This window comes from Jatrophihabitans sp. sgz311053, from assembly GCF_056135305.1.
The window spans coordinates 249,846-273,106 of record NZ_JBWAXP010000001.1 but is presented as its reverse complement, the minus strand read 5'-3'; the positions used below and the strand labels follow the sequence as shown (position 1 = coordinate 273,106).

The 23,261-nt window shown below is 72.5% G+C and carries 22 protein-coding genes; 15 read left to right on the top strand and 7 right to left on the bottom strand.

Features of this window, described 5'->3' with window-relative positions; all coding sequences use genetic code 11:
- Positions 1-28: 28 nt before the first annotated feature.
- Complete coding sequence (locus AC0NZQ_RS01030; RefSeq protein ID WP_474527755.1) at positions 29-1,369, bottom strand: lipase family protein; 1,341 nt, start codon at positions 1,367-1,369, stop codon at positions 29-31.
- A gap of 263 nt (positions 1,370-1,632) precedes the next feature.
- Between AC0NZQ_RS01030 and AC0NZQ_RS01025 the strand changes: the two genes are divergently transcribed.
- Together AC0NZQ_RS01025 and AC0NZQ_RS01020 are read left to right on the top strand one after the other, a co-directional pair.
- Positions 1,633-3,735, top strand: a complete 2,103-nt coding sequence (locus tag AC0NZQ_RS01025; RefSeq protein ID WP_474527754.1) for an acyltransferase family protein — start codon at positions 1,633-1,635, stop codon at positions 3,733-3,735.
- 159 nt (positions 3,736-3,894) lie between these two features.
- Positions 3,895-4,362, top strand: coding sequence for a MarR family winged helix-turn-helix transcriptional regulator (locus tag AC0NZQ_RS01020; protein WP_474527753.1), 468 nt, complete (start codon positions 3,895-3,897; stop codon positions 4,360-4,362).
- 23 nt (positions 4,363-4,385) lie between these two features.
- Here the strand turns inward: AC0NZQ_RS01020 and AC0NZQ_RS01015 are convergent, their stop codons facing one another.
- The gene (locus tag AC0NZQ_RS01015) at positions 4,386-5,399 is read right to left on the bottom strand and encodes a hypothetical protein (RefSeq protein WP_474527751.1); all 1,014 of its coding nucleotides are present in this window, start codon (positions 5,397-5,399) and stop codon (positions 4,386-4,388) included.
- A gap of 152 nt (positions 5,400-5,551) precedes the next feature.
- Here AC0NZQ_RS01015 and AC0NZQ_RS01010 point away from each other — a divergent pair, with 152 nt between their 5' ends.
- Positions 5,552-6,157, top strand: a complete 606-nt coding sequence (locus AC0NZQ_RS01010; RefSeq protein WP_474527750.1) for a hypothetical protein — start codon at positions 5,552-5,554, stop codon at positions 6,155-6,157.
- 34 nt (positions 6,158-6,191) lie between these two features.
- Here AC0NZQ_RS01010 and hglS read toward each other — a convergent pair whose 3' ends face one another.
- The 4 genes from hglS to AC0NZQ_RS00990 are packed head-to-tail and all read right to left on the bottom strand — an operon-like array spanning position 6,192 to position 10,586.
- Entirely contained in the window at positions 6,192-7,619 is a 1,428-nt protein-coding gene (hglS, locus tag AC0NZQ_RS01005; RefSeq protein ID WP_474527749.1) for a 2-oxoadipate dioxygenase/decarboxylase, read from the bottom strand.
- Positions 7,620-7,663: 44 nt separating this feature from the next.
- Positions 7,664-8,518 carry an ATP-dependent sacrificial sulfur transferase LarE gene (larE, locus tag AC0NZQ_RS01000; RefSeq protein WP_474527748.1) on the bottom strand — a complete coding sequence of 285 codons (855 nt, stop codon included), beginning with the start codon at positions 8,516-8,518 and terminating at the stop codon, positions 7,664-7,666.
- A complete protein-coding gene (gene larC / locus AC0NZQ_RS00995) occupies positions 8,515-9,792 on the bottom strand; it encodes a nickel pincer cofactor biosynthesis protein LarC (RefSeq protein ID WP_474527747.1) in 1,278 nt (425 codons plus the stop codon). Before larC ends, larE begins: the two co-directional genes overlap by 4 nt.
- Before the next feature lie 29 nt (positions 9,793-9,821).
- Positions 9,822-10,586, bottom strand: coding sequence for a FadR/GntR family transcriptional regulator (locus tag AC0NZQ_RS00990; protein WP_474527746.1), 765 nt, complete (start codon positions 10,584-10,586; stop codon positions 9,822-9,824).
- A 191-nt stretch (positions 10,587-10,777) separates the two neighbouring features.
- Here AC0NZQ_RS00990 and AC0NZQ_RS00985 point away from each other — a divergent pair, with 191 nt between their 5' ends.
- The 12 genes from AC0NZQ_RS00985 (at position 10,778) to larB (ending at position 22,072) form a co-directional block, all read left to right on the top strand.
- Positions 10,778-12,139, top strand: coding sequence for an ABC transporter substrate-binding protein (locus AC0NZQ_RS00985; RefSeq protein ID WP_474527744.1), 1,362 nt, complete (start codon positions 10,778-10,780; stop codon positions 12,137-12,139).
- A complete protein-coding gene (locus AC0NZQ_RS00980; protein WP_474527743.1) occupies positions 12,136-13,056 on the top strand; it encodes a carbohydrate ABC transporter permease in 921 nt (306 codons plus the stop codon). Before AC0NZQ_RS00985 ends, AC0NZQ_RS00980 begins: the two co-directional genes overlap by 4 nt.
- A 38-nt stretch (positions 13,057-13,094) precedes the next feature.
- Positions 13,095-14,009 carry a carbohydrate ABC transporter permease gene (locus AC0NZQ_RS00975; protein WP_474529381.1) on the top strand — a complete coding sequence of 305 codons (915 nt, stop codon included), beginning with the start codon at positions 13,095-13,097 and terminating at the stop codon, positions 14,007-14,009.
- Between the two features lie 20 nt (positions 14,010-14,029).
- The gene (locus AC0NZQ_RS00970) at positions 14,030-15,202 is read left to right on the top strand and encodes a mandelate racemase/muconate lactonizing enzyme family protein (RefSeq protein ID WP_474527742.1); all 1,173 of its coding nucleotides are present in this window, start codon (positions 14,030-14,032) and stop codon (positions 15,200-15,202) included.
- Between the two features lie 88 nt (positions 15,203-15,290).
- Complete coding sequence (locus AC0NZQ_RS00965; RefSeq protein ID WP_474527741.1) at positions 15,291-16,130, top strand: fumarylacetoacetate hydrolase family protein; 840 nt, start codon at positions 15,291-15,293, stop codon at positions 16,128-16,130.
- 1 nt (position 16,131) lies between these two features.
- Positions 16,132-16,911 carry an SDR family NAD(P)-dependent oxidoreductase gene (locus AC0NZQ_RS00960; RefSeq protein ID WP_474527740.1) on the top strand — a complete coding sequence of 260 codons (780 nt, stop codon included), beginning with the start codon at positions 16,132-16,134 and terminating at the stop codon, positions 16,909-16,911.
- Complete coding sequence (locus tag AC0NZQ_RS00955; RefSeq protein WP_474527739.1) at positions 16,908-17,255, top strand: L-rhamnose mutarotase; 348 nt, start codon at positions 16,908-16,910, stop codon at positions 17,253-17,255. The genes AC0NZQ_RS00960 and AC0NZQ_RS00955 overlap by 4 nt, the downstream gene beginning before the upstream one ends.
- Positions 17,256-17,268: 13 nt before the next feature.
- Complete coding sequence (locus AC0NZQ_RS00950) at positions 17,269-18,114, top strand: amidohydrolase family protein (RefSeq protein ID WP_474527738.1); 846 nt, start codon at positions 17,269-17,271, stop codon at positions 18,112-18,114.
- Positions 18,108-19,088: an aldo/keto reductase gene (locus tag AC0NZQ_RS00945; protein ID WP_474527737.1), complete on the top strand. Its 981-nt coding sequence runs from the start codon at positions 18,108-18,110 to the stop codon at positions 19,086-19,088. The genes AC0NZQ_RS00950 and AC0NZQ_RS00945 overlap by 7 nt, the downstream gene beginning before the upstream one ends.
- A 4-nt stretch (positions 19,089-19,092) precedes the next feature.
- Positions 19,093-20,391 carry a nickel-dependent lactate racemase gene (gene larA / locus AC0NZQ_RS00940; protein WP_474527736.1) on the top strand — a complete coding sequence of 433 codons (1,299 nt, stop codon included), beginning with the start codon at positions 19,093-19,095 and terminating at the stop codon, positions 20,389-20,391.
- A 5-nt stretch (positions 20,392-20,396) separates the two neighbouring features.
- Complete coding sequence (locus AC0NZQ_RS00935) at positions 20,397-21,395, top strand: glycerate kinase (protein ID WP_474527735.1); 999 nt, start codon at positions 20,397-20,399, stop codon at positions 21,393-21,395.
- Complete coding sequence (gene larB / locus AC0NZQ_RS00930) at positions 21,392-22,072, top strand: nickel pincer cofactor biosynthesis protein LarB (RefSeq protein ID WP_474527734.1); 681 nt, start codon at positions 21,392-21,394, stop codon at positions 22,070-22,072. Before AC0NZQ_RS00935 ends, larB begins: the two co-directional genes overlap by 4 nt.
- A gap of 6 nt (positions 22,073-22,078) precedes the next feature.
- Here the strand turns inward: larB and AC0NZQ_RS00925 are convergent, their stop codons facing one another.
- Positions 22,079-23,092: a LacI family DNA-binding transcriptional regulator gene (locus tag AC0NZQ_RS00925; protein WP_474527733.1), complete on the bottom strand. Its 1,014-nt coding sequence runs from the start codon at positions 23,090-23,092 to the stop codon at positions 22,079-22,081.
- Positions 23,093-23,261 lie beyond the last annotated feature (169 nt).

Genomic DNA, 23,261 nt, shown 5'->3' with positions numbered 1-23,261 from the left:
AACCCCCTCAGCGGGGTCGGAGGTTGCGTCACGGCAGCAGCGGCACCAGCGCGCAGTTCGACACCGCGGGGGTGCCGGCGAACCGGTCCAGCAGCCAGGACTGCGCGGCGCCCTGATCGGTGAAGGCCGGCGCGAGGTGGTTGACCCCCGTGCCGCCGGTCGGCACCGTCTGGACCAGCGGCGCGTACAGGACGTTGCCGCCCCGACCGCACCAGTCCCGGGCGAGCTGCTTGGCCTGGCCGTGGTCGACGAGGTCGTCCAGGGTGCCGGTGGCGATGCGGACCGGCACCGCCGGCTTGATGCGACCGATGCGCTGGGCGTCGACGACGGCCTGCGCCACCGGGTAGCGCGCGATCACCTGGTCCAGCGACTCGCCGGTGCGGGTGAGCTCCTTGGACGAGCGGAAGGCGAAGGCGGTGATGCCGTCGACGACGCAGCGCTGCTCGAGATCCTTCAGCTTGGCCTTGCCGGCCGCGGAGGTCTCGGCGTCCACGATCGGCTTGAGCTGCGGATAGGACTGGACGAAGCCGTTGAGGGCCCAGCCGAGCGCGCCGGCCAGCGACGTCCCGTCGATGCCCTTCAGCACGACGGCGAGGTTCGCGGGCGGGGCGCCGGCGTAGGCGCCGACGAGGTTGACGTCCGGGGCGTAACTGCGCTGCAGCTCGGCAGCCGAGGCCGCCGCGCCGCCACCCTGGGAGTAGCCGTAGGCACCGACCTTGCTCGCCGAGGTCACCGAGGCGCCCGGTACCTGCAGTGCCGCGCGGGCGGCGTCCAGCACGGCGTGCCCCTCGTCGACGCGGTTGACGTAGGTGTGCAGCCGGTCGGTGGTGCCGAGGCCGACGTAGTCGGTGACGACGACCGCCACGCCCTTGCTCAGCAGTGAGTAGATCGCCGGGATCTCGTAGTTCACGACCACCGTGCTGCCGGTGACCGTCAGCGCATGGGTGAGGCCATAGGAGGGTGAGCACTGGTCGCCCTGGCCCTGGGTGCCTTCGGCGAAGCTGACGAGCGGGCGCGGTCCGCTGCCCTGCCACGCGGTCGACGGTTCGATGTAGGTGCCGGTGACCGCGACCGGGGCGTCGGCCGAGTCCGTCGACTTGTACATGATCAGCGTCGCCGAACCCGGCAGCGGCCCGTGGAAGCCGGGGAGGTCGAGCTGGACGCCGAGGGCGGTGGGCTGCGTCCGGATCAGCGCGCCGTTCGCCGCCGGCAGGTCGGACGGCGGGTCGTAGAACGCAGGAATGGTGACGCCGCCGCTGACCTCCGCCGAGGCGTCGGCGGCCGGGAGCAGCGCTGTCGTCATGGCTGTGGTGGTCACGGTGGCCAGGGCCGCCGCCAGCAGGCGGTGACGAAGACGGGTCGCCTTCATAAAACTCCTTCGGATGGGCCGCGGTAGCGCGGAAACGGACATTTCGCATCGTGGCAGCGCGGGTGACGGTGAAAAGACTGTTGCGTGCCGGGTGAGGGAAACCGGTTCCTTTTCGTGCCCGCGGTATGAAACGGCTCGGGCGGATTCGACGCCGAGGACGATGTTGCGGACCCCGGAAGCTGCGGGTGCTGCGACGGCCCGGCTCAGCCGATGGCCAGCGAATTCCCATACTTCGGCCAGGAACGCCCCGTACGCCTGGAGTGATGACCGACAGCGCCGTCGCGACCCCGTCAGGCCGGCCGACCGCTCCGCCGCGGTCCGGGTACCGCGCCGACATCCAGGGACTGCGGGCGGTGGCGGTGTCGTTGGTGGTGGTCTATCACCTGTGGCCGGGGCTCCTGCCCGGCGGCTTCGTCGGCGTCGATGTCTTCTTCGTCATCTCCGGCTTCCTCATCACCGGCCACCTGATGCAGAGCGTGGCCCGCGGCGAGCGGGTGCGGCTGCTGGACTTCTGGGCGCGGCGGGCTCGACGGCTGCTGCCGGCGGCCGCACTGGTCCTCGCCGTGACCTGGCTCGCCTCGCTGCTGCTGCTCCCGGCCACCCAGCTCGCGGCGACCGCGGCGCAGATCCGCGCGAGCGCGTTCTACGTCCAGAACTGGCTGCTGGCCCATGACTCGGTGGACTACCTCAGCGCCGACGGGGCGCCGACCCCGGTGCAGCACTTCTGGTCGCTGTCGGTGGAGGAGCAGTTCTACCTCGGCTGGCCGCTGCTCTTCGTGCTGGCCTGGGCAGTGACGGCGCTGGCGCGTCGGCGTCGGGCAGTCGCCCCGGTACTGCTGCGACGGATCGTGGCCGTCTCGGCTGCCGCGGTGGTGCTGGCGTCGCTGTGGTTCTCCGTCCACGAGACGGCGGCCGACCCGGCGGCGGCGTACTTCGTGACGCCGACCCGGGTGTGGGAACTCGGGCTGGGCGGCCTGCTCGCCATGGTCCCGGTCGGTGTGGCACGCCGGCTCGGCCGCATCGGGCCGCTGGCGTGGCTGGGTCTCGCCCTGATCGCCGGGTCGGCGCTGTTGCTCTCCGGGACCAACGCCTTCCCCGGTGGTCTCGCGCTGCTGCCCGTCCTCGGGGCGGCGCTGGTCCTGGTGGCTGGCGGTGCCGAGGCGCGCGGTGGTCCGGGGCGGTTGGCGTCCGCGCGGCCGCTGGTCTTCCTCGGTGGCATCTCGTACGCGCTCTACCTCTGGCACTGGCCGGCCATCGTGCTGTGGCAGGCGTGGTACGGGCACGCGCCGGGCATCCCGGACGGGGTGGCTCTCGCGGCCGGCTCGGTCCTGCTGGCGTGGGCGACGACGCGCTTCGTCGAGAACCCGATCCGCCGGGCGCGCTTCGTCGTCGCGAACCCGTTCCGCTCGCTGACCGTCGTCACGGCGGCGCTGGTCCCGGTGCTGCTGGTGAGCATCTGGCTGGGCGGGCAGAGCCCGAACACCGGAGAGCTCGACGACGAGCATCCCGGCGCTGCCGCCCTGACGAGCTCCGTCACCGAGCTCGGGACCGCGTCGCTCATCCCCTCGCTCGCGTCGCTGGCGAAGGACGCGCCGGCCGGCTTCGATGCGAGCTGCGAGGCGACCAAGACCGACTCGGTGGTGCGTTCCTGCGTGCTGGGCGACAGCAGCGAACCGGAGCTGACCGTTGCGCTGGTGGGTGACTCGCACGCCGCGCAGTGGTCCGACGCGCTGGACGCCATCGGCAAGCAGCGGCACTGGCGGATCGTCGTCGCGACGAAGAGTGGCTGTCCTTTCACGGCGACCGAGGTCACGACGGTGGGCGAGAAGACGGCCTACAGCTCCTGCGCCGACTGGAACGGCGACGTCCTGACCCAGCTGACGGACAAGATCAAGCCCGACGTGGTGATCACCAGCGACCGGTCGTACAACGCCGTGCTGCCCAGCACCTCGGCCGACGCGGCGAGCCTGACCGCGATCGGCAACGGGATGGCGAGCTACTGGAAGCGGCTGGAGGCGGCCGGCATAGCGGTCGTCGCCATCCACGAGACGCCGGAGCCGCATGCGAATCTCGGCGACTGCCTGGCCGGGCGCGACGGCAGCCCGGCGAGATGCTCGGTGGAGCGCGAACGGGCTTTCTCGTCGGTGTCGCCGGTGACGGTGGCGGCCGCGCAGCTCGACGGGACGGTCCCGGTCGTGGACCTCACCGACCGCCTCTGCTCCGCGACCGCCTGCTCCGGAGCCGTCGGCAACGTGGTGGTGTACCTGGACAACCACCATCTGACGAGCACGTACACGCTCAGCCTGGCGCCGTACCTGGAACAGCGGCTGCTGGCCGTCTCGGACGATCTGGCCCGGCGCGTCTGACGCGGTGGGCGTCTGCGGAGGCTTCGTGTCGGTCGTGCGGCCGGGTCCCGGGGGAAGACGCGGCCGCACGACCTGACCCGGTCACTGTAACCCCGGATTAGCTTGATACTCAAGCTACTCGGATATCATGACGGTCTTGGCTTTCTGGCGGAGGTGTCCATGGCCCGTGTGACCGCCTCGGCCCAAGACGTGGTGGCCTCCCTGCGGCAGGTCAGCCTCGCGCTCGAGCGATGGCGCGGCGACTTCTCCCACCGCTGGGGGCTGGCCGGCAACGACTCGGTCGTCATGTCGCATCTCGTCGCGGCCGGCGGCGGCGTCCGCCCCCGCGACCTCGCGGCCTTGTTGAACGTCACCACCGGCTCGATGACCGCCATGCTGGACCGCCTCGAACGCGTCGGCTTCGTGCAGCGGATGCCCAATCCGGACGACCGTCGGAGCGTCCATGTGCTGCTCACCGATCGGGGTGCCGAGGCGCTCGCCGACGGTCAGACGCAGCTGACGCACCGCATCGGCGAGGCCTTCGACGACGAGACCCGGCTCGAACTGGTCCGGCAGTTGGAGAGTCTCGCCGAGCTCATCTCTGGGACCGCGGCCGACATCGTCAGCCCTCCCGCCGCGGCCGACTGAGGCGCCGCGGCGGGAGCGAAGGCTCAGTCGCCGTCGTGCTCGTCGTCGCCGGCTGCCCCGGCGCCGCCGTCGCCGTGATGCCGGCTGGTGCAGCTGTGGGTGAAGGCCACGGCCAGCAGCGACGTCCCGTCGGCCGACTGCAGGACGACCAGGCGACTACCGGCGGTGAGCGTGGCCGGCGCGGCGCCGCTCACGCCGTCCACCACGAGCGCCGCAGAGCCGAGATCGACCGTCGTCGGAGCGGTCACGGGGTCGTCGCCGGAGTCGGACGCGTCGTTGCCGTCCTCGTCGGCGAGCGTGACCGTGCTGCCCGACACCGAGGCGACCCGCCCCGCCACCACGGTGGGGGTGGCGGTGAAGTCCCAGATCGCGGTGGCGAGGACGGTGTCGCGCCACTCGGAGCCGAGGACAGCGACGGAGGTGCCCACGGCGAGAGTCGAGAGGTCCGACGCTGCCCCGTCGGTGTTGACGGCGGCAGAGCCGGCCTCGACGGTGAGGGTGCCGCGCGGGACTTCCTGCGGATCGTCGCTCGGCACGGCGTTCTTCGTGACCGTGAAGCGGCTGCCGGACAGGCCCGTGACGGTGCCGAGGTACAGATGGAACGCGGCGGGCGCGGTGGCGAACTGCCGGGCCGTGACGGCTGTGCCGGACTGGGTGCCGTTGACGACGACGCGATCCCCCGGTCGGGCTGCGGCGAGGCTGCGCGCCAGCTTCTTCGCGCTCCCCTTCCGCCCGGTGGGGACGGCCACGGTGACCTGCACCCCGCGGCTCACCGTGCGCCCGGAGCGGACGTCGGCGGCCAGCATGGTCAGTGAACGCGCATCCTTGCCGACGACGATGCCGCGAGCGGTGAAGGGACGGGCGGTGGGACGACCGGAGTGGGCGTGGCTGCCGTGGCTGCCGGAGTGACCGTGACCGCCGGCATGGGCGGGGGCAGCGGCGGCGGGAGCCATGGCCGAAGTCGTGGCGACGACGGCCAGTGCGGCGAGGGCGAGCCGGCGGGTCGACTGCGATCGAGCGATGAGCGGGTGGTTCACGTGGACTCCTCGGGTGCGGCGCCCCCCGCCGGGCGTCATTCTGCCTCCCGTCACGATTCAAAGTAAACACCGAATTAACACGGGCGTGGGAATGCGTCCTGCGGCGGGGCTGCGCCGCATGCCTGCGCTGCAGCCGGGGTACCTCGACGGCCATGAGCACTCGTTCCGCCCCTCGCCCGAAGTCGTTGGTCCGTCGCGCCGTCGCCATCGAGGTCGCGCTGCTGCGCGCCCCGCTGCTGGCCGCTGACCAGCTGGCGGCTCGCGCCGGCGCCGCGCCGGCGATCCGCTCGACGGTGCAGCGCGGCATCGCCGCCCTGGACGCGGTCGCCCGGCGGGTCTCGGCCGACGGCGGGCCCGAGGTCTCCTCGCCGGTCCGCGAGCCCGGTTCCCGGCCGCGGCGAGGCGCCACGACGCCCGCAGGGACGAGGTCCGCCAAACCGAAGTCTTCTGGAGCGAAGTTGGCTGAGTCGAAGTCTGCTGAGTCGACGTCGGCTCGCTCTGGTTCCGCGAGATCGACGGCGGCCGCCTCCGCACCGTCCGGTTCGGCGGCCTCCAACTCGGCCGGGTCGGCAGCGTCGGACTCGGCTGCGCCTGACGAGAGCGAGCTGGTCGAGCAGGTGGCAGAGGAGCTCCTGGACGAGCAGGAGGTCGCGCCGCTGGTCGGTGAGCTTGCCGAGGACGAGGAGCTGCGGCGCGTCCAGGCCGAGCTCAACGCCAAGCGGCTCGTCGAGGAGCAGCAGGAGCGGCCAGGGCGCTAGCCGCTCGCGATGCCCCACTGACTGGGACTGACGGTCAGCGCCGCGCCGGCTCCTCGGCGAGGTCGTCGACGACTGACCCCGGATCCAGCCCCAGTGCGGTAGCGGACGCCGACAGCGAGGCCGCCCGCTCCCGGGCGTACAGCTCCTCCGGGACGGCGACGGGACGCCCGATGGCCTCGGCGAGCCACGCGGCGTCGCGGGGTGCAGCACCCCGGCCGGCGTCGGCCTCGCCGCCGCCGGTGAGGTTGGAGGCGAAGATGCCGGCGGCGGAGCGGGGCAGGAAGTCCTCGTAGACGATCGGGCTGGGGTCCAGCCAGCCGCCCTCCAGCAGGGCCGAGAGCTGTCGCGGCGGCGCGGTTCCGTCAGCAACGCGCCTGGCCGGGGCGTAGGTGTGGAAGGCGAGGTCGGTGCGGGCCAGGGCGGCATCGGAAATGGGGAAGCCGTCGCGCCAGACCGCCGGCGCGACCTCGGTCCGCAGCGCCCCGGGCTCGGCGCGCAGGCGCTCGTCGACCGCGGCGGTGAGCTGCTCGTACCGGTCCCGGCCCCGGTTGGTCAGGGCGACGCCGCGTGCCTCCACCTCGCCGAAGCGCACCCGCAGCGCCCCGGCAGCGAGCGAGCCGTCGGGCTCGCGGAAGGTCCGCGGCTCCGAGAGCGCCCGGAACGACGTCTGGCGCAGCAGGACGTCCGGACCTTCCCAGCGGGGTGGTCCCTGGATGGCGTCGATCATCTCGACGCCGCGAGCCTGCATGCTGGCATAGAGGTCGTCGATGTCCAGCACGCGCGGGGTCAGGTGGTTGATGTGGGTGCTGGCCACGCCGCCGATGTCCGCGGCGACGCTCGAGACGCACTCCAGCTCCCGGTACCAGGCGCGGTCGACCGGCTCCGGTGAGAGGGCGAAGCTCGCGGCGGCGAGGTCGAGGAAACGCTCGGCCGCCTCGCCTGCGAGCCCGCCGTCGCGCTCGGCCCGGTCGGCGAGGGTGAGCAGCTCGTCCGGGAAGAGCTCGCGCTCGTCGAGGAAGCGCACCAGCCGGGCCTCGAGGTCGGCGTCGAAGAAGCGGCGGTCCTGCGGGACGAGCATCGAGGTGAAGACCCGGAACGGGTTGCGGGCCAGCTCGTCGCGCGCCAGCGGGCGGAAGGCCGTCGAGACGACCGGCACCGGTCGCGGTGCGGCGTCGCGCAGGTCGTAGAAGCCGGTCGGGAACATGCCGAGGGCCGCGAAGATCCGAGCCACCTGAGCGAGCTCGCGGGGGGTGCCGACCCGGATAGCCCCGTGCCGTTCGGCGGTGACGCGGGCGATGGAGCCGAGCCGCTCCGCCCGCGTCGGGTCGCGTTCCAGCACCCGGTCGTTCACCTCGCGGGAGACCTCGACCAGCGTCGTGTAGGCCGGGACCTCTCGGCCGTAGAGCTCGGACAACCGGTGCGCGAAGCGGGCGCGCAACGAGGTGGTGTCGAGGTCGGGCATCGGACCGCCCTTCTGGGGTGAGACAGGAACCGGCATCCCGCCGATTATCGTCCGGCGCCCGACGCCTCCCGGTCACCGCGGGTGGGGAGCCCGACGAAGGCGCTGCCCCGGGCGTAGTCGGCGAACGAGATCGGGGCCGCCGCGCCGAAGTGCCGACGGACCAGATCGATCACGGTGCGGCGCTGCTCCGCGCCGAGGCGGGACGCGCTGCCGGCGTCGAGCTCGACGACGATGCCGTCGCGACGGATCCGGCAGCGGATGTCGCCCGGCCCGACCAGGGCGGCGACGGCCTTCTCGACGCTGTCGATCGCCAGCAGCTCCGGGGCCCGGACCGGGAGCCCCGTCTCGACCCGGCTGGCGAGACAGGGCGAGGCGGGGAGGTCGGCCACCGCGCCGAGGCCGAGTCGCGTGGCCAGCTTGCGGATCGTCGCCTTGTCCACCCCGCACTCGACGAAGGGATGGCGGACGTTCGCGGCGGCGGCCGACTGCAGGCCGGGCCGCCACTCGCCGAGGTCGTCGGTGTTCGTCCCCGAGACGATCTGCGCCTCGGTGCGAGCGGCGATTGTGGCGTAGAGGTCCGCCTTGCAGAAGCGGCAGCGGTCGACCGGGTTGGCGACGTAGCGCGGGTCCGCGAGTTCGCCGGCGTCGACGATCTCCAGGGCGATCCCGGTCTGCTCGGCCCAGGCCCGGACCCGCTGCCGGGCATCCGACGGGACCGCGGCCGAGGTGGCGTGGAAGGCGGTCACCGCGACCCGTGACCGGGCGATCACGGTGGCGAGGGTGAGGCTGTCCACGCCGCCGCTGACGGCGACGGCGAGCGGGGCGGCGGCAGCGGCCCAGGCCGCGAGGGCGGCGTGGGCCACCGCTGGGTCGTCGTTGCCGGCGACGGTGTCGGTCATGGCTTCGGCGCCCCTTCCGCCGCCGTGTGAGCCGCCGTGTGAGCCGCCGTGTGAGCCGCCGTGTGAGCCGCCGTGTGAGCCGCCGTGTGAGCCGCCGCCTGCGCCGCGGCCAGCACGTCCCGGAACGGCCGGCCGGTGGCGTCGGCGGCACGGCTCACGTCGTCGTGCTCGACGCTGACGTTGACGATGTCGTCACCCCGGCCGGCCAGCTTCACCCCCACGACCTGCCCGTAGACCTCCACCGAGGTGGTGGTCCGGGGCAGCGCGTGCCGGTCGACGCGGCCGACCCGGAGCCCGATGGTCGAGGTCTGCCGGAAGACGACCTCCCGGATCGTCGCCAGGTCGCGGTCGGCGCAGAGGACCGAGAGCATCTGCGCCGGCCGACCCTTCTTCATGAGGATCGGGGTCAGCCAGGCATCGGCCGCGCCCGCGCGCAGCAGGGCGGCCAGGACATGCGGCCAGGCGCGCGGATCGAGGTCGTCGACGTTGGTTTCGACGACGAGCTGCGAGGTCGTGATCTCGTCCCGCTGTCCGTCTGCCGGCTCACCGACGATCATCCGCAGCAGGTTGGGGTGCTCGGCCGGGTCCCGGCCGCCGGCGCCGTGGCCGATGCCGCTCACCCGGAGCGCCGGCATCGGTCCCCAGTCGTCCACCAGGTGCCGTAACAGCGCGGCGCCCGTCGGGGTGCAGCTCTCGTGCGGGACGGGGCCGGCGACCACGGGGACGTCGCGGAGCAGTTCCAGGACGGCGGGTGCCGGGATCGGGATGACCCCGTGCTCACCCCGCACACTGCCCGCTCCGACCGACACCGTGCTCGCCGTCCAGCGCGTGACACCGAGATGATCGATCCCCGCCACCACGCCGACGACATCGGCGAGGGCGTCCCATGCCCCCACCTCGTGGAAGTGGACCTCGTCCGGCTCGATCCGGTGCACGGCCGCCTCGGCGCGGGCCAGCAGCGCGAAGACGGCGAGCGCGGCCGAGCCGACCGCGGGGGCCAGCGGCGCCTGCTGCAGCAGGGCGCGGACGTCGCGCCAGGTCCGGGGCGTGCTGCGAACCGGGGTCGTCACCCGGACGAGCGTCCCGCCGAGGCCGTGACGCCGGGTCGGCTCGGGCGTGAGCGTCACCGCGTCGCCGCAGACGGTCGCCACGGCGTCGGCGACGACGGCGAGGGGGACCCCGAGATCGACCAGTGCACCGAGCAGCATGTCGCCGCTGGCGCCGGCGGTGAGATCCAGCCACCCTGCGGTCGGCGTCGTGCCGGGATCAGCCATGACCCGTGCCCCGTCCTGCGCGGTCCCGGTCAGCGCTCACCGGCGCGGGCGCGCCGCGGACGCCGCTCCTGCCACGACCAGGTGATGTGGCTGGACATCGCCGCGGCGGCCGCCGCCCCGTCGCCGGCCGCGATCGCCTCGTAGATGGCGCGGTGCTGGGCATTGGAATGCTCCCGGTGGGCCTTGCCGGTCCGGCCCATGTACCGGCTGGAGGTGCGAGCCTCCTCGGTGACGGTCCGGACGATCGCCCGCGAGAGCCGGTTGCGGGACGCCACCATGATGACGTCGTGGAAGCCGATGTCGGCGACGGCGAAGTCGTTCGGCTGCGAGAGCGCCCGGTCCATGTCGTCGAGCAGCTCCGCCATCTCCGCCAGCTGCTCCGGTGAGATGTGTACCGCGGCGGCCTCGGCCATCGAGCACTCCAGCAGCTCCCGGATCCGGACGAGCTCGTCCAGCAGGTCGAGGCCGGGATCGCCGCGGACCGCCGCGCCGAGGACGGCGGCGTCGGTGAGGCGCCACGCATCCGGTTCGGCCACCGATGTGCCGTGACCCTGGCGGACCCGGACCAGGCCCTTGTCCTGCAGGACCTTCATGGCCTCGCGCACGACGGTCCGTGAGACGTTGAAGCTGTCGCAGAGCTCGGTCTCGGTCGGCAGCACGGTGCCCTCGGCCAGAGCCCCGGAGACGATCTGGTCCAGCAGCGAGTCGACGACGACGACGGCGAGGCTGGCTCGACGCCCGGGTGCGGCCGACCGGGTCGTCGGCAGGCTCCTCGGTCCGGTCGAAGTGGTCACGTCACTCTCCTGTGCCATGCGCGTCGACGTGGGGCGGGGGTGTGCCGCGCTTCGACACGTCATATGTATCGAACCACACCGGGCACGCTCGGACCGAGGTTACGGAACCGAAACAAAAGCTTGCGTCTTACATCAGACGTAGTATGTTTCGGCGCACGGCGGAGCGCCGCAGGCCTCGACTAAGGAAGACGATGACCTCTCAGAAGAGATCGACGAGCAAGATGGTGGCGGTGATCGCCGGCGGCGTGCTGGCGGCGACCGCGCTCGCCGCGTGCGGCAGCTCGAGCTCGGATTCGGGCACCAAGAAGGACGGCTTCTCGCAGGCCAAGCAGGACAGCAAGTCCACCATCACGGTGTGGGTCGACCAGACTCGGGCGGCGGCCGCCACGGCCTTCGAGAAGGCCAACCCCGACACCAAGATCAAGGTCGTCACCTACGACGGCTCGGCCAACGGCTCCAACTCCTTCAAGACCAAGATGAGTCTCTTCGACCGCGCCGGCAACGGCTGGCCGGATGTCGTCTTCTCCAGCCAGAACAATGACGCTGCGTGGGCCAGCCAGGGCACGAACGGCACGCAGGCCTTCGCCGCGCCGCTCAACAAGGGCCTCGTCCCGAACAACACCCTCGCCGGCTTCGCCAAGGGCGCCCTCAACCCCTGCACCGTCAGCGGAACGGTCTACTGCCTGCGCAACGACCTCGCCCAGAACGTCACCTGGTACGACGCCAAGCTGATGAAGCAGTTCGGCTACACGGTCCCCACGACGTGGGAGCAGTACCAGGCGCTCGGTGAGCGCGTCGCCAAGGAACACCCCGGCTACATCCTGGGCGCCGTCGGTGACGGCTTCGGCTCCGAGATCTACATGTGGGCCAGCAAGTGCCAGGCCAACGATGTCACCGGCGCCCGCAGCATGACGATCAAGACCGACAGCACCGAGTGCAAGCGCGCCGCGAGCATGATCGACGCGATGGTCGCGAACAAGACGATGACCACGCTCAGCGTCTTCACGCCGCAGTTCCTGCAGAAGTACACCGGCAAGGTCCTCATGATGCCGGGCCCGGCGTGGTACTCCGGCGCGATCTTCAACAGCAAGTCGGCGCTGAACGTCCCCGCCGGCGAGCTCGGCGTCGCGGCACCGCTCGCCTGGGGCAGCGACGCGCCCGTGACCGGCAACGTCGGTGGCGGCACGTGGTTCCTCTCCAGCCACTCCAAGAACCTGGCCGCGGCCGTTAAGTTCGCGACCTGGGTCACCACGGCCGACGCCTACCAGGTCGACCTCGCGCCCGGCTTCCCCGCCTACACCGCGGCCGCGACCAAGTGGCTCGCCAAGCAGAAGGCCAGCGGCTACTACGCCACCGACCTGCAGCCGATCACCTCCGCCGCGACCGAGATCTGGTCGGGCTGGGGCTCGCCGGCCTTCAGTCAGGAGGCGATCTTCGCCAAGACGATCATCCCCGGTCTCACGAGCGGCAAGAAGTTCGTGGACATGCTGCCCGACTGGCAGACCGCGATCGTCAACCAGGCCAAGGTGAACGGGTACAAGGTCAGCTCGTGACCCGAGCAGCCCTGCCGGGCAACGTCGTCGCCGCGACCGCCACCACGCGGTCGCGGCGACGCCGCCCGTCCTTCGCCTACGTCCTGAGTTCGGGCTACATCGCCCTGATCGTGGTCTTCGGCCTGCTGCCGGCGCTCTACGCGGTCAAGCTCGCGTTCACCGACGGGGCGGGCGGCTTTGCGGGGTTCAGCAACTTCAGCAAGGTCATCGACGACTTCCGCTTCATGCCTGCATTGCAGCACGTCGCCCTCTTCATGGTGCTGTGGCTGTTGATGCTCATCGTCATCGTGGTGGCGATCTCGGTGGTGGTCCACACCGTGCGGGTGCGCTGGGTCAATGCCTCGGCGCGGTTGATCTTCTATCTGCCGGGCGCGCTCGCCGGTGCATCCAGCGTGCTGCTCTGGCTCTTCGTGCTGGACCCGTCGGCCGGGCCGGCCGGAGCCATCCTCGACGCCCTGGGCTGGGACAGCTTCGCGGCGGTCATCGAGCCCTCGCACCTGCCCGTCATCTTCGCCGTCATCGCCTTCTGGACCGGAGCCGGTGGCTGGGTCGTCGTCATGTACGGCGCGCTCAACAACATCAGCTCGGAGGTCATGGAGGCCGCACGCATCGACGGGGCGACCCCGTTCGGTATGGCCTGGCACATCCAGATCCCGCTCATCCGCAAGTGGATCACCTACATGGCCGTCATCTCGCTGGCCGGCGGCACGCAGCTGTTCGTCGAGCCGCAGCTGCTCTCGCAGGCGAGCAACGGCATCGTCGGCAACGACTACTCGGTGAACCAGCTGGCCTACCTCTACGCCTTCCAGCAGAACGACTTCAACGGCTCCGCAGCGATCTCGATCCTGCTGCTTCTCGTCGCGCTCGCGCTGTCGGCCGTCTTCGTCCTGCGTGGCGGATTGTTCGAGAAGGACTGATCGTGACCGTGACCGAACCCGCGCTCCCGCCGGCCCCGGTGGCCGTCCCGCGGCGCCCGACCCGCCGCTCCCGCGGCTCGTCCGGAGCCTCGGCCTGGACGCGTCGCAGCCTCACCGGGCTCTTCCTGGCGCTCTTCGCCGTCTTCTTCGGCGTCCCGCTCGTCTGGGTCGCGCTGGCGATCACCAAGACGCAGCGCCAGCTCGCCGACGGCAACCCCTTCTCCTTCGGCAGCCTGTCGGCCATCGGCGACAACTTCGCCACGCTGGTGGACTTCCAGTCCGGCGCCTTCGTCCAGTGGCTGGGCAACTCGACGTACTACTCGGTGGCCGCGCTCGTCCTCACCCTCGTCACCGCGATCCCCGCCGGCTACGCGCTGGGGTGCATGGAATTCCGGCTACGCCGGCCGCTGCTGGTGACGACGCTCGTGGTCATGCTGCTGCCCACGCAGGCCTTGGTGCTGCCGATCTTCCTGGAGCTGAACTCCGTCGGCCTGATCGGGACGCCGCTGGCGGTGATCCTGCCGTTCGCGTTCTACCCCTTCGGCGTGTACCTGGCCTACATCTACTTCTCCACCAGCATTCCGGTGAGCATCCTCGAGGCGGCGCGGCTGGACGGCTGCTCCGAGCTGCGGCTCTTCACCACGATCGCGCTGCCGCTGGCCAAGCCGATCGTCGCGCTGGTCGGCTTCTTCAGTTTCGTGCAGAACTGGAACAACTACTTCCTGCCGTTCGTGATGCTCCCCTCCAGCGACAACTACACCGTCCAGGTCGGGCTCACCTCGCTGCTCGCCTCGACGCCGTCGTTCAATCCGAGCTCGGCGGGCGCGGACAGCATCGAGCTCCCCGTCCTGGCCATGGCCACCGTGCTCTCCGTGCTGCCGGTGCTGATCGTCTTCCTCTTCTCGCAGCGTTTCCTCGTGCGGGGCATGACCGCCGGCGGGGTGAAGGAATGATCTCGACATCGATTCCGGACGTGCGGATCACGGGATACCGGTCCTTCGTCACGACCCACGAGTGGGGCCGCGTCGTCGGTGACGTCAACGGGCTCAGCGAGGGCACCTCGACGGCGGTCCACGTCCTGGTGCTGGAGACCGACTCCGGGCACCAGGGTTACGCCGTGGGTCCGCACCACGACATCGACACCGTCTTCCCGAGCGTGCGCGGCGCCGACCCGCGCGGCGTGACGGCCTGCTACGACCGCATGCTCGCCACCGTCTTCAAGAACGGCCACAACGGCTCGGTCTTCTCCACCATCGGCGCCGTCGACACCGCGCTGTGGGATCTCAAGGCGAAGCTGGCCGGCGAGCCGCTGTGGCGGCTGCTCGGTGGTGTCGACCCGCGGGTGCCGGCCTACGCTTCCGGCCTCTGCGCAGGGCTCTCGACCGAGCAGCTCGTGGCGGTCTACGGCGAGTTCGCCGAATCCGGTTTCGATGCGGCGAAGCTCAAGGGCGGCCTGGACGCCGAGGTCGACGTCAAGCGGCTGCTGGCGGTGCGGGACGTGCTGCTGCGGAACTCGCCGGAGCCCGCGCTGATGATCGACGCCAACGAGTCGTGGCACTTCTCGCAGGCGCGGCGTCACATCGCCCGGCTCGAACGGGAGGTCGACCTGACCTGGGTCGAGGAGCCGCTGCGCCGGTGGGACAGCCGCGGCCTGCACGAGCTGCGCGGTTCGATCCGGGCCGGCGTAGCGACGGGGGAGAACCTCACCGGCCTGGAGCAGGTCCGTGCGCTGATGACGGCAGGGGCCGTGGACGTCGTCCAGCCCGGAACCGTCTACGGGATCACCCACGCGCTGCGGGTCGCGACCCTGGCGCACGCCTTCGATCTGCCCTTCAGCCCGGTCGGGCACGAGGGGAATGCCCTCGCCCACGTCGGGGCCGCCATGCCGAACCATCTCACCACCGAGCTGCAGGACCTCCGGACGGCCCGCGGCCTGCTCCTCGACCAGCACTACGAAGGCGGCTGCATCGTCCTGGGCGACCAGCCGGGACACGGCATCACCCTCGACGAGGACGCGGTCGCGCGGCCGGAGGCCGGGGCCGGGTGGGCGACGGTGGCGGGACCCCACGTCCGACCGGTGCGGGCAGGACTACGGCTGACGCCGCCGGTGCCCGTCCCGGACGGCCTCCCCGCCGCGCGGGGCTGACCGCAGTTCGCACCCGGCGCCCTGCCGGGAGGCTTTTCCCCGATCGCGCCGGACGGCGCCACGACAGCACAGCGAAAGGACGAAGACGATGAGATTGGCACGTCTGGGCTCCGCCGGCCACGAGCGGCCGGCGGTGTGGGACGGCTCGTCCTGGCGAGATCTGTCGTCGGTGCTCGCGCCGGACGAGCGCATCGCCGAGGCCGCCACCCGGCAGCGCGTGAGCGCTGCTCTCGCCGTGGGCGAGCTGCCGGTGATCGAGGGGGAGCGTTTCGGCGCGCCGCTACACCGCATCGGCAAGATCGTCTGCATCGGCCTCAACTACCGCGACCACGCGGCCGAGACCGGCGCCGAGCCGCCCGCAGAACCGGTGCTCTTCATGAAGGCCCCGGACACCGTGGTCGGCGCCAACGACGAGGTGCTCGTGCCGCGAGGGTCGGCGAAGACCGACTGGGAGGTGGAGCTGGGCGTCGTCATCGGTGAGCAGGCCGCCTACCTGGCTGACGAGCAGGCCGCGCTGGCCTGCGTCGCCGGCTACGTCATGAGTAACGACGTCTCCGAGCGTCACTTCCAGGCCGAGCGCGGTGGGCAGTGGGACAAGGGGAAGAACTGCGCGACCTTCAACCCGATGGGTCCCTGGTTCGTCACGGCCGACGAGGTGCCGGACCCGCAGGCCCTGGACATGAAGCTCTGGGTCAACGGCGTGCTCCGGCAGGACAGCACGACGGCGAACATGATCTTCCCGGTGGCGCATGTCGTGCACTACCTGAGCCAGTTCATGACGCTCTACCCCGGCGACGTGATCAACACCGGCACACCGGCGGGCGTGGCCCTCGGACTCCCCGACCATCCGTACCTGCGGCCGGGCGACGTTGTCGAGCTCGAGATCGACGGCCTCGGCCGGCAGCGACAGACCTTCGGAGCGGCCTGAGATGACGAGTCACGAGAACACCGGCCCGCTGGCCGGTCGGCGCGCGCTGGTGACCGGCGGCGCGAGCGGCATCGGCCTCGCCACGGCCACCGCACTGCAGGCCGCCGGCGCGAAGGTGGCCGTCCTGGACCGCGACCCCGTCGACCCCGCCTCGCCCTTCGTCGCGGTCCGGGCCGACGTCAGCGACGCCGCCGCCGTCGACGCCGCGGTGGCCGACGCGGTGGCGCAGCTCGGCGGCCTCGAGATCGTGGTGAACAACGCCGGCATCGGCGCCCAGGGCACCGTCGAGACGAACTCCGACGACGAGTGGCACCGCGTCTTCGACGTCAACGTGCTCGGCATCGTCCGGGTCACCCGGGCGGCGTTGCCGGCTCTGCGGGAGGCCGCGGCGCGTGGCGACGCGGCAATCGTGAACACGTCGTCCATCGCGGCGACGGCCGGGCTGCCGCAGCGGGCGGTCTACGCGACGAGCAAGGGGGCCGTCTCCGCGCTCACCCGCGCGATGGCCGCCGACCTGCTGCCCGAGGGCATCCGCGTCAACGCCGTCAACCCCGGCACCGCGGACACCCCGTGGGTGCAGCGGCTGCTCGACTCGGCCGACGACCCAGCCGCCGAGCGGGCTGCGTTGGCGGCCCGGCAGCCCCACGGCCGGCTCGTCTCGGCCAACGAGGTGGCGACGGCGGTCGTCTACCTGGCGTCGCCGACGGCGGGCTCCACCACCGGCACCGAGCTCGCGGTCGACGGCGGCATGTCCGCACTCCGGCTACGGCCCCGCTCGTGACCGCGACGGCGGGGCCGCAGGTGCAGCGCTTCGGTTCGGTGATCCGGCTGTGGCCGGAGCACGAGGCCGAGTACCGCCGGCTCCACGCCACGGTGTGGCCGGGCGTCCTGGCGGCGCAGCGGCTCGCGCACATCCGCAACTTCTCGATCTTCCTGCGGGACGGGCTGCTCTTCTCCTACCTCGAGTACACCGGCACGGACTGGGATGCCGATCAGGCCCGCCTCGCCGAGGACCCCGAGTCGCAGCGGTGGTGGGCCCTCACCGACCCCTGCCAGCAACCGGTCGCGACCGCGGCCGAGGGACAGTGGTGGGCACCCATGGAAGAGGTGTTCCACGCTGACTGAGCAGACCGCCCCGGTGATCGACGCCCACCACCATCTCTGGGACCTGTCGGTACGCGACCCGGACTGGACCCATGCCGAACCGGTGCTGCACCGCACGTACCTGATGGACGACCTGCGGCCGCACCTGCAGTTGGCCGGCGTCTCACGGACCGTGCTGGTGCAGACCGTCGCGGTCGCGGCGGAGACCCCGGAGTTCCTCGCCATCGCCGCGGCCTCACCCGAGATCGCCGGTGTCGTCGGCTGGGTGGACCTCACCTCGCCTGCCGTGTCCGAGCGGCTCGTCGAGCTGCGGAAGGGTCCCGGCGGCGACGCGCTCGTCGGCATCCGGCACCTGGTGCAGAGCGAGACCGATCCGCGGTGGCTGCTCCGGGACGACGTCCAGGCGGGGCTCCGCGCCGTCGGCGAGGCCGGCCTGGTCTACGACCTGCTCGTCACCGCCGACCAGCTGCCGGCGGCGACCGAGACCGTCCGGTTGCTGCCGGAGGTCCGCTTCGTGCTGGACCACGGCGGCAAGCCCCGGATCGCGACGGCGGAGCTGGACCCGTGGCGTGGTGACATCGCCGTCCTCGCCGCCGAACCGAATGTCGCCGTCAAACTCTCGGGGATGCTTACCGAGGCGGCCCCGGAGTGGACGGTCGACGACCTGCGCCCGTATGCCGATCAGCTGCTCGACTGCTTCGGCGCCACCCGGACCATGATCGGTTCGGACTGGCCGGTCTCGCTGCTGCGCAGCTCCTACGCGGAGGTCATGGCGACGACGCGGGAGCTCATCACGGGCGCCTCGCCGGCTGAGCAGGTCGAGATCAACGGCGGGACGGCGGTGCGGTGGTACGGGTTGCGGCCGGGCGTCCCGTGCTGACCCGTCCGCTGGGCCGCGGCGGCCTCGCCGTCACCGAGCTGGGCTTCGGCTCGGCGGGCATCGGCAACCTCTTCACCGCCGTCGACGACGAGGCCGCGCGGGCGACGATCGACGCCGCCTGGGCCGCCGGGGTCCGGTTCTACGACACGGCCCCGCACTACGGTCTCGGGCTGGCCGAGCGGCGGCTCGGGCTGGCCCTCGCTGCCCGGCCGCGCCGGGAGTTCGTCGTCTCCACCAAGGTCGGCCGGCTGCTGGAGCCGAACCCGACGCCGACCGGCTCCGACCTGGCGGCCGGTGGCTTCGCCGTGCGGGACGACCTCCGCCGGGTCTGGGACTTCTCGGCCGACGGCGTGCGGCGCTCGCTGGAAGCGAGCCTGCAACGCCTCGATCTGGACCGCCTCGACATCGTGCTCGTGCACGACCCCGACGAGCACGTCGAGGTGGCGATGACCGAGGCGATCCCGGCCCTGCTGCGACTGCGCGACGAGGGCGTGATCGGCGCGGTCGGTGTCGGCATGAACCAGTGGCAGGCGCCATTGCGCTTCGTGCGGGAGACCGACATCGATGTGGTGATGCTGGCCGGCCGGTGGACGCTGCTGGACCGATCCGGCGAGCCACTGCTCGCCGCCTGCGCCGACTCCGGGGTGTCGGTGCTGGCCGCCGCGCCGTACAACTCCGGCCTGCTCGCCTCCGACCGCCCCGACCCGACGGCTCACTTCGACTACGGCCGGGTCCCGGCGGACGTGCTGGCCCGCACCGAGCGGCTCGCGGCGACCGCGGCGGACCACGGCGTCTCGCTGCCGGCGCTGGCGGTCCGGTTCCCGCTGCGCCACGCCGCCACCGCCGCGGTGGTGGTGGGGCTGCGCAGCCCGGCCGAGGTCGCCGCCGCGACCGCGCGCTACGGCAGCGTGGTGGACGATGCTGTCTGGGACGCCGTCGCGGACGCCGGCGCCACCGTCGACGCCGAGGGGTGAGCAGATGCAGGTGACCATGGCCTACGGCACGGACGGGCTGGAGGTCGCCGTCCCCGACGACGCCACCGTGGTCCGGCCGCAGCACGGTGCCGCCGCGGCCGACGCGCCGGCGGTCCTGGCGCGTGCGCTGCGCGAACCGGTGAGCGGGGCTCCGCTGCGTGACCGGGTGCCGCCGGGATCGAGCGTGGCCGTCTCGATCTGCGACTACACCCGGGCGCAGCCGCGGCGGGACATGGTGCTGGCCCTGCTCGCCGAGCTGGACGGCATCGTCGGCGACGACGACGTCACGCTGCTGGTCGCCACCGGCACCCACCGGGGCAACACCCCCGCCGAGCTCGAGGCGATGCTCGGCGCCGATCTGCTCGCCCGCGTCGAGGTGGTCAACCACGACGCCCGGGACCGGGACTCGCTGGCGTGGCTCGGCCACTTCGGCGACAGCGTCCCGGTCTGGCTGAACCGGCGGTGGGTCGAGGCGGACGTCAAGATCACCACCGGCTTCGTCGAGCCGCACTTCTTCGCGGGCTTCTCCGGCGGACCCAAGCTCGTCTCGCCCGGCCTCGCCGCTTTGGAGACGGTGCTGACGCTGCACGACGCGGCCCGCATCGGCAGCCCGCGGGCGACCTGGGGCGTCTGCGAGGGCAACCCGGTGCACGACGACGTCCGGGCCATCGCCGCCGCCACCGGCGTCACCTACGGCTTCGACGTCGTCCTCGACGCCGAGCAGCGCATCGTCACCGCCTTCGGCGGCGATGTCCTGGCCATGCACGAGGCGGCGCGCGAGCACGTCCGCCGCACCGCGATGGTCCCGGTGCCGGACCGCTTCGACATCGTCGTCACCAGCAACAGCGGGTTCCCGCTGGACCAGAACTTCTACCAGGCGGTGAAGGGACTGTCGGCGGCCGAGACGGTCGTCCGGCCGGGCGGGCTCATCCTCGGCGTGGCCGAGTGCCGTGACGGTTGGCCGGACCACGGCTCGTTCCGGGACGAGCTGGTCGCGGCGCCGACGGCGCAGGGGCTGCTGGACCAGATCATGGCGCGCGAGACGACCGTCCCCGACCAGTGGCAGGTGCAGGTCCTCGCCCGGGTGCTCGTCGCGGCGCGGGTGGCTATCCACGCCGACGGCCTCGCCGCCGCCGACCTGGAACGCGTCGGGGTGCTGCCGGCTCCGGACGCCGATGCCGCCGTCGCCGCGGAGGTCGAGCGCATCGCCCGCGAGGAGGGGCGAGCAGCGACGGTCTGCGTCCTGCCCGAGGGACCGCAGACCATCCCGTACCTGCGAGGCGCCACCTTGGCCGCGAGGTGACCCAGGTGGTCTCGGCCTCGGACAAGTTCCGGGGCACGCTGACCGCCGCCGAGTTCGGCACCGCCGTCGCGGCCGCGGCCGCTCGTGCCGGCGCCACCGTCGAGACCGTCCCGATGGCCGACGGCGGCGAGGGACTGCTCGAGGTCTTCGGCGGCGCGAACCGCCTCACCGAGGTGACCGACGCGCTGGGCCGTCCGGTGGCGGCCGCGTGGCGGCTGGACGGCGACATCGCCGTCGTCGAGAGCGCGCGCAGCAACGGCCTGGAACTGGTGGGCGGGGCCGCGGGCAACGATCCCGAACGCGCCTCCACCCGCGGTGTCGGCGAGCTGCTCGCCGCCGTCCTGGCGACCCGGCCGCGGCGGGTGGTCGTCGGTGTCGGCGGCTCGGCGACGACCGACGGCGGCCTGGGCGCGATCGAGGTGCTGGCCGAGCGGGACCTCCTCGACCTCCTGGCGCGGACCGAGGTCGTCGTGGCCTGCGACGTCACCACTCGCTATGCCGATGCTGCGACTGTCTTCGGTCCGCAGAAGGGGGCCGAGCCCGAGCAGGTGGCGCGGCTGACCGAGCGCCTGCACGAGACCCGCCGTCGGCTGATCGACCGCTTCGGCCGGGACCCCGACGAGCTGGCCGGTGCCGGCGCCGCCGGGGGCCTCGCCGGCGGTCTCGCCGTGCTGGGAGCCCGTCTCGAACCGGGCGTGCGGATCGTTGCCGACCATGTCGGGCTCGACGCCGCGCTCGGCCGCGCCGACCTCGTCGTCACCGGCGAGGGCCGGCTGGATCGCACCTCGCTGCAGGGGAAGGTGGTCGGCGAGGTCGCCGCGCGCGCGGCCGCGGCGGGGCGGCCGGTGCTCGTGGTCTGCGGCATCCGGGACGACGGGGTCGACGTCCCGGCCGCCACCGTCGTCTCGCTCGTCGAGCGCTTCGGCCGCCTCGCGGCCATGACCGACACGGCCCGCAGTGTCCGGCGGGCCGTGGCCGAGCACCTCCGAGGGACGGCGACATGACCGAGGACGAGCACGATCTCGGGTACGCGGTGGTCGACCTCGACCGGGAGGCCCGGCAGGGTCTGCCGGAGGTGGTCTACGCGCCCGGCAAGACGCCGGAGCAGGTGATCGGCATCGTCCGGACGTTGCTCGGCGGCAGCACCGGTCCGGTCCTCGTCACCCGCCTGGACGAGGCCCCCGCCGCGGAGATCGCCGCCGCCGTGCCGGGTGGACAACACGATGCCGGCGCGCGGCTCTCGTCCTGGCGTGCAAGCGGCACGAACGGCAGGCGGGTCGCGGTGGTGAGTGCCGGGACCGCGGACGGCCCGGTCGCGCGCGAGGCGGCCGCGGTCTGCGAGGTGCTCGGCTGCCGCGTGACGAGGATCGACGACGTCGGGGTGGCCGGGCTGCACCGGCTGCTGCGCCGGGTCGACGACATCCGGGCCGCGGACGTGGTCATCGTCGTCGCCGGTATGGAGGCCGCCGTCGCCAGCGTCGTCGGCGGGCTCGTCGAGGTGCCGGTGGTGGCGGTGCCGACCTCGGTCGGCTACGGCTCCTCGTTCGAGGGCATCACCGCGCTGCTCGGCATGGTCTCCGGCTGTGCCGCCGGCGTCACCGTGGTCGGCATCGACAACGGCTTCGGTGCCGCGCTCGCGGTCCACCGGCTCATCCGGGCGACCGACCGACCGCGACGCTGATCCCGGTCAGCCGGGCGGTTGGGTGCTGCGTCGCAGTACCAATGCGGTAGGAAGCAGCGTCGTCGGCGCCGGGTCAGCAGCGGGATCACGGAGCCGCTGTAACAGCAGTTCCAGGCCGGCCCGGCCGACGGCGCCGAAGTCTTGGTGCACGGTGGTGAGTGGCGGAACGAAGAACTCCGACTCGGCGACGTCGTCGAATCCGACGACGCTCAGGTCGTCGGGTACCCGCCGTCCGGCGTCGCGCAGCGCCGCCATCACCCCCAACGCCATGGCGTCGTTGGCGACGAAGACGGCGGTGCAGTCAGTGCTCGTGGCCAGCACCTGGCCCGCCTCGTAGCCTGAGCGCGCCGTCCAGTCACCGCGCAGCGGCGGCGACGGCTCGATGCCGGCACGCCGCAACGCCTCCCGCCAGCCCGCCTCCCGGCTGCGCGTGCCGTGCCAGCCCTCCGGGCCGGCGACGTGCCAGACGCAGCGGTGGCCGAGGCCCAGCAAGTGCTCGACGGCCAGGACCGCGCCGGCGTGCTGATCCACGCCCACGACCGGCGCGGCGACGCCGATCTCGCCGTCCACGACCACCATCGGGATGCCCGGTGGGACGGCGGCAGCGAGGATCGCCGCCGCCGCGTCGTAGGGGAAGACCACGAAGAGGCCGGCGATGCCGTGGCTGACCAGGCGACCGACCGATTCCGCGATGGCGGCCTCCGTCAGTGCCATCGGGTGGTCGACCGTGCAGGTCATCGACGCTGCGCGGGCCGCCCGGACGAGCCCACCCACCATGGCCGCGGGTCCGTGCATCGCCGAGCTCGGCGCCAGCACCCCGATGACCGAGGGCCGCCCCGTCTTGAGCGCCCGCGCCGCCATGTTGCGGCGGTAGCCCAGCTCGGCGATCGCCCGCTCCACCGCGTGCCGGGTCGTGGCCGAGACATGCGCGTGTCCGTTGAGCACCCGCGACACCGTCTGCGCCGACACCCCCGCCCGCGCCGCCACGTCCCGCAGCGCCGGGGGACGGGGCTCGCTCACGGCCGGAGCCTAACGAGCTCCGCAGCCCGAGCTCCCGTTACCTGTCAGCGCGGCAGCACGCCCGCAGCTTGGCCCGACGCCGGCCCGCCGGCGCGTCACCTGGACGATCAACCGATCTGAGACGCAAACATTGGTGCGATCGACCATGGGTGCGCTCTCCGTGCGGCCC